This is a genomic window from Mycobacterium sp. E2497 (assembly GCF_001668695.1).
Classification (GTDB): Bacteria; Actinomycetota; Actinomycetes; order Mycobacteriales; family Mycobacteriaceae; genus Mycobacterium.
This window is the reverse complement of record NZ_LZKD01000074.1, coordinates 1-5,702: the sequence shown is the minus strand read 5'-3', so window position 1 is coordinate 5,702 and position 5,702 is coordinate 1. Positions and strand designations below refer to the sequence as shown.

At 70.6% G+C, this 5,702-nt stretch carries 7 protein-coding genes and 1 pseudogene; 6 read left to right on the top strand and 2 right to left on the bottom strand.

The window, feature by feature from the left end; all coding sequences use genetic code 11:
* Together A5713_RS05835 and A5713_RS05830 are read left to right on the top strand one after the other, a co-directional pair.
* Window positions 1-1,056: peptidase M42 (locus tag A5713_RS05835; RefSeq protein WP_231980259.1), on the top strand; the 1,056-nt coding region annotated here is incomplete at its 5' end.
* Window positions 1,057-1,141: 85 nt separating this feature from the next.
* On the top strand, window positions 1,142-1,393 hold the full coding sequence (locus tag A5713_RS05830; RefSeq protein WP_067919652.1) for a hypothetical protein: 252 nt from the start codon (window positions 1,142-1,144) through the stop codon (window positions 1,391-1,393).
* Between the two features lie 5 nt (window positions 1,394-1,398).
* Here A5713_RS05830 and A5713_RS05825 read toward each other — a convergent pair whose 3' ends face one another.
* A complete protein-coding gene (locus tag A5713_RS05825; RefSeq protein ID WP_068093544.1) occupies window positions 1,399-2,139 on the bottom strand; it encodes a class I SAM-dependent methyltransferase in 741 nt (246 codons plus the stop codon).
* A 207-nt stretch (window positions 2,140-2,346) separates the two neighbouring features.
* Between A5713_RS05825 and A5713_RS05820 the strand changes: the two genes are divergently transcribed.
* Genes A5713_RS05820 through A5713_RS05810 form a run of 3 tightly spaced genes read left to right on the top strand, consistent with a single transcriptional unit; the run spans window position 2,347 to window position 4,545 of the window.
* Window positions 2,347-3,372 carry a GHMP kinase gene (locus tag A5713_RS05820; RefSeq protein ID WP_067919654.1) on the top strand — a complete coding sequence of 342 codons (1,026 nt, stop codon included), beginning with the start codon at window positions 2,347-2,349 and terminating at the stop codon, window positions 3,370-3,372.
* On the top strand, window positions 3,360-3,977 hold the full coding sequence (locus A5713_RS05815) for an SIS domain-containing protein (RefSeq protein ID WP_197516305.1): 618 nt from the start codon (window positions 3,360-3,362) through the stop codon (window positions 3,975-3,977). Before A5713_RS05820 ends, A5713_RS05815 begins: the two co-directional genes overlap by 13 nt.
* A gap of 13 nt (window positions 3,978-3,990) precedes the next feature.
* Window positions 3,991-4,545 carry an HAD-IIIA family hydrolase gene (locus A5713_RS05810; RefSeq protein WP_067919658.1) on the top strand — a complete coding sequence of 185 codons (555 nt, stop codon included), beginning with the start codon at window positions 3,991-3,993 and terminating at the stop codon, window positions 4,543-4,545.
* Here the strand turns inward: A5713_RS05810 and A5713_RS05805 are convergent.
* Window positions 4,511-5,338 (bottom strand): WecB/TagA/CpsF family glycosyltransferase, encoded by an 828-nt coding sequence (locus tag A5713_RS05805; protein WP_197509108.1) that lies wholly within the window; start codon window positions 5,336-5,338, stop codon window positions 4,511-4,513. The genes A5713_RS05810 and A5713_RS05805 overlap by 35 nt on opposite strands.
* 260 nt (window positions 5,339-5,598) lie before the next feature.
* Between A5713_RS05805 and A5713_RS28175 the strand changes: the two are divergent.
* Window positions 5,599-5,702: pseudogene (locus tag A5713_RS28175) on the top strand (GNAT family N-acetyltransferase); the annotation flags it as partial.

The following is a 5,702-nucleotide window of genomic DNA, read 5'->3' as shown; positions in this document are numbered from 1 at the left end:
GCGGTGTGCGCCCGCGAACTGCGACCCGTCGTCGACGACATGTGGACCGACGACGCGGGCAACCTGATCGGGTACATCGCCGCCACGCCCCCGGGCGACGACGCCGGGCGCGTGCACCGCCACCGGGTGTCCTCGGCGGCCGAGCCCGGCGTCGCGACGCGAGTCATGGCGCACCTGGACGAGCTGTCCATGCTCGTCAAGCGGGTGGAACCGGATGGCACCCTGCATGTGACCCAGCTGGGCACGATGTATCCCGGCAACTTCGGCCTCGGCCCGGTCGCCGTGCTCGGCGAGCACGAGACGCTGACCGCGGTATTGACGCTCGGCTCCGAACACACCACCCAGGAGAGCCAGCGGATCTGGCAGACCAAGCCCGACCAGGGCGACAAGGCGCTGGACTGGGACCACGTCTACGTCTTCACGGGGCTGAGCACCGACGAATTGGAGGTCGCCGGGGTGCGCCCGGGCACCCGCGTGTGCGTCGACCGCACCAAGCGGACGCTCGTCGAATTCGGCGGTTACCTGGGCTGCTACTTCCTCGACGACCGCGCCGCGGCGACCGCCCTGCTGCGCGCCGCACGCCTGTTGCGCGAGCGCGCCCAACGGCCCGTCGACGACGTGTATCTCGTGTTCACCACCAACGAGGAGATCGGCGGGGTGGGCGGGACGTACGCCAGCGGGTCGCTGCCCGGCACCCTCACCCTGGCCCTCGAGGTCGGCCCCACCGAGCGCGAGTACGGCACCAGCGTCACCGGCGGCCCCATCGTCGGCTACAGCGACGCGTTGTGCGTCTACGACAAGGACGTCGCCGACCGGCTGATGGGCATCGCCGCCGGCCTTGGGTTGTCCCCGCAGGCGGCGGTGTTGGGCGCCTTCGAATCCGACGCGTCGCACTCGAAGGCCAACGGGCTGACACCGCGTGCGGGTCTGCTGTGCGTGCCCACGCTGAGCACGCACGGCTATGAAGTCATCTCGCGCAGCGCCATCGACGACATGGCGTCGATCATCGCCGAGTTCGTGCTGCAGCCCGGTGCGCATGCCCGGGACGAAGACTAATGCGGCCCCAAAAATTGCCTGAACATTGACTAAGAGGCGCGTGGCGGCGCCGGGCGCGTCGGAATACCCGTCCTACGGTCGACGGATGAACGTTGACTACTACCTGCAGAAGGTGCCGGTCGAGTCGGTGCGGCCGGGCTTTTCGCTCGCCATCGGTGAACGCGGTGACTATCGCCTGTTCCGGGTGGAATGCACGCAGATGACACAGCGCAGCGGTCAGCCGGTGATGTTCACGCTCACCTCCGAGGCCCTCGACGGCGGTGCCCCGTGGGTACTCGAGTGCGAGGCGGGCACGCCGGTGGTCCGGGTGCTCGGCGTGTGCAAGGCGGCTTCCTAGTCCCGTCAGCCCGGCTTTGCCGCGGCAACGAACTGCAGCGCGCGCTGGGTCTGCTGCTCGATGTCGATCAGCCCGGCCGACGAGAACAGGTCGACGAAGGCGTGCCGGTCGAACATCGAGAGCCCGATGACGCGGGCACCGGCGGTCATCGCGTGCCGGATGCCCGGCAGGTCGGGGACGTAGCTGGTGAGGACCGCGATCCGGCCCCCCGGCTTGAGCACCCGCACCATTTCGCGTGCGACGCGGAACGGTTCGGGCATCAGGTACAGCGCGCCGAAGCAGCAAAGCGCGTCGAACGTCGCGTCGGTGAACGGCAACGCGCGGGCGTCGCCGCGCACGTAGCAGGTCCGCGGGGCGCTGTTGTCCAGGACGGCCCGCGTGAGCATCGGCTCGGAGATGTCGAAGCCGACCGCGAGTCCGCCATCCGGTAGTTGTTCTGCCAGCGAGCCGGTGAAGTTGCCTGGGCCGCAGGCGACGTCGAGCAGTCGGTGCGCGGTGGACAGCCGAAGCGCCGACGCCGCGCGCCGCTGCTCGGCGCCCGTGGTGACACCGCTGGCCGCGTAGAACGCGGCCGGGCGCCACAGCCGTTCGTAGACCGTGGCGACCAGGGGGCTGTTCATGGCGCGCTGCGCGAGCGTCGGGGCCGGCGAGCTCGTCGATTCGCCCAGTACGTCGAGGAATCCGTGCCGCGGCACGGCGGGCTCGGTCAGCAGACCCCGGGTCAATTCGACTGCGTCCTGGCTCATTTCGTCGCTTTCGTTCGGGCGTGCACGCGTCGGGATAATCCGCAGGTGAATCCCCATTTTTCCGCCGATCCGGCTGCTACGCTAAGGCTCTTCGTGAGAGGCGACGCAGTGGGCCTCACGCAGCCAACGGACGGGGTTAGCACGTGACGCACATTTCGCCGGCGATCGCGGGACGCGCGTCGGCAGGCTGAGCGGATTGCGTTGACAGTGCATCCCTCGCCCCGTCCCCGGATCCGCGCACGTGCGCCGCTGCGGATTTCGTTCGCGGGCGGCGGCACCGACGTACCGCCGTTCCCGGCCACCGAGGGCGGCTGCGTCCTGTCCGCGACCATCGACCGGTATGCGCAGGGATCGCTCACCCCGCGCACCGATCGCATGGTCACCATCGAGTCGGTGGACTTCAAGACCACTACCGAGATGAGGCTCGACAGCGAGATCCTTTACGACGGCAGCCTGGATCTGATCAAGGCCGCCGTGCGCCGGTTCGGTAGGGAGGGCACGGACGGCTACGACCTGGTGCTGCGCTCCAGCGCTCCGCCGGGCTCGGGGCTGGGCTCCTCGTCGACGATGATGGTCGCGCTGACGGGCCTGCTCGCCGAGCACTACGGCGTGCCGATGGGCGAGTACGAGACCGCGCAGTTGGCCTGTGCCATCGAGCGGGAGGACTTGGGCATCACGGGCGGCATGCAGGACCTGTACGCGGCCACGTTCGGGGGGTTCAACTTCATCGAGTTCACCGACCGCGTGATCGTCAACCCGCTGCGCGTCCGGGAGGAGACCGCGTTCGAGCTCGAACTGAGTCTGCTGCTGTGCTTTACGGGCATCACCCGGGACTCCGCCCGGGTGATCGAGGACCAAACGCGGCGCGCCGTCACCGGCGCCGACGACACGCTGGCCGGGCTGCGGGCCCAAAAGGAGTTGGCGGTGGCGATGAAGGCCGCCCTGCTCACCAACAAGCTGAACGATTTCGGCGCCCTGCTCGGCGAGGCCTGGATTCAGAAGAAGCGCATGTCGCCCTACATCACCAACGAGCGCATCGACGAGCTCTACGACCTGGCGCTGAAAAACGGCGCCCTGGGCGGCAAGATCACCGGAGCCGGCGGTGGTGGTTACATCCTGTTGTTCTGCGACTTCGCCAAGAAGCACCGCCTCATCGAAAGCCTGGAGTCGGCCGGCGCCAGCATCACCGAATTCGCTTTCGAGAGCAAAGGATTGACCACATGGCAGGCATGAGCACCTCGGATGTCGTCACGCCAAGCGTCGAACTGGTCCAGGAGCGGTTGGCGGAGACGATCGCCGTCAAGCAGGAGATGCTGGCGGGCGGGATCGCCGCGCAGACCGTCGAGATCGCGCGACTGATGATCGAGTCGCTGCGTTCGGGCGGAAAGGTGATCTTCTTCGGCAACGGCGGATCCGCGCAGGATGCCGGGCATCTGGCCGCGGAGCTGATGGGCCGCTTCGCTTTTGACCGGCCGGGCCTGGCCGCGATCAGCCTGCCGGACGCGACGGCGGCGATGACGGCGATCGGCAACGACTATTCCTACGACGAGGTGTTCGCCCGCCAGGTGCTCGCCGCCGGCCGCGCGGGCGACGTCGTGGTCGGCCTCACTACGTCGGGCAACTCGCCGAACGTCGTCCGGGCGCTGGAGGCGGCCGCCGATGCCGGGATGACGACGGTGGCGCTCACCGGTGCGCGCGGCGGGAAGGTGGCCGAGGTCGCCGAGTTCTGCATCCGTGTCCCGACCGACAACACCGGGCGGGTCCAGGAGGCTTGCCTGCACCTGGGCCACTCGATCTGCGAGATGGTCGAAGCGGCGCTGTTTCCCCGGCCCCACTGACGCCGTCGCGAGGATGGCCGATTTTCGCAAGGTCCGCACCGTGTTCCTGGACCGGGACGGGACGATCAACGTCAAGGCCGCCGACGGCGAATACGTCACGGCGCCCGAGGAATTGGTCCTCCTGCCCGGCGCGGCCAAGGCGGTGGCCGCCCTGAACGCGGCCGGCCTGCGCACCGTCCTGGTGACCAATCAGCGTTGGCTGTCCGAACCGGCCGCGGACGCGGCGGGCTTCACCGCCGTCCAGGACCGGCTGGAGCGGCTCCTCGCGGACGAGGGCGCCCGCCTGGACGCGGTGTACCACTGCCCGCACGCGGCCGCCAGCTGCGACTGCCGCAAGCCCGGCGCCGGCATGCTGGTGCGGGCGGCGCGCGAGCTCGGTTTCGCTCTGGCCGAGTCGGTGATGATCGGGGACAGCGAGAGCGACATGCTGGCGGGCCGCGCGGCCGGCACGGCTACCGTCCTGCTCCGCGCCGGCGGCGCGGAGGCGGACGGCGCCGACGCGGTTGCCGACGATCTGGCGGCGGCCGTGCGACTCATCTTGAGCGGCCGGGAATCCGGACTCGCGTAAACCGTTGCGCCACCGCGCGAATCACCAGCGCCAGCGCGAACGGCAGATCGTCGCGAAGATACCTGCGCGCCAGGCGCCGCGGCTCGAGCGCCAGCCGGTGCACCCACTCCAATCCCAGCCGTTGCAGCACGGGCGACGCGCGGCGGACAATCCCGGCGGCCATCGCGATGCCCCCACCGCAGGCGAGGCACCAGGCGCCCGGAAGTTCCTCGCGCAGCAGCTCGATCAGGCGCTCCTGCCGGGGGAAGCCCAAGCCCACGAACACCAGATCGGGTGCGGCGGCCGCAACGGACGCGACCACGCGGCGGGCCCCTTCCTCGGTCTTGTCGAAGCCGAATTCCGGCGAGCACGTCCCGGCGACGCGCAGGTTGCCGGACCGCGCCGCCAGCGCCCCGGCCGCCCGTTCCGGCACCCCTTCGGCGCCGCCGAGGAGGTACACCGACCTGCCGTCGGCGGCCGCCGCGGCGCACAGCGGAGAGATCAACGACGACCCGGCGACGCGCTCGGGCAGCCCGTCGCCCTGGGCTCGCGCCGCCCACACCAGCGGCATCCCGTCCGCGACGACGAGGGACGCCCGGGCGACGAGATCGGCGAGTTCGGGGCTGCGGGCGGCGGCGCGGGCCACATCGACGTTCACCGGCACAATCCAGCCGCCCCGGCCGGCGGCCCAGGCCGCCCGCACGGTGTCGACGACCTGCCGCTCAGTCAGGGCATCGAACCAGAGGCCGCCCACCCGCACCTTGCGCGGCCCGGCACCGGTCGGGCGCGGTGAACTGCGGTGGGCTCGGCTCACCCGCTCATCATGCCCCGCGGCCTGGCGGACACCCACGGGCGACGCGCGCTCCTTGCCGCGGCCGGAACCCAGCCCATAACCTGGGCAGCATCCGACCGCGGCCAGGGGACTCGGCCTGGCGCGGTAGACGACGGCGACGCAGGCGGGCAGGTCATGGCAGAGCGGCGGTCATCGCGACGCGCAGACCCGCGCCGTGAGGGCATGAACGGCGGGCTATCGCGGTGGCCTTGACCGGCGCGCGGGCCGACGAGCTGGCGGCGATGGACATCTTCGAGGGGTGTCCGACCGCCGATCTGGCGCCGCTGGCCGCGTCGCTGCAACCGCTGCGCGCCGCGCCCGGCCAGGTGCTGATGCAGCAGGGCGA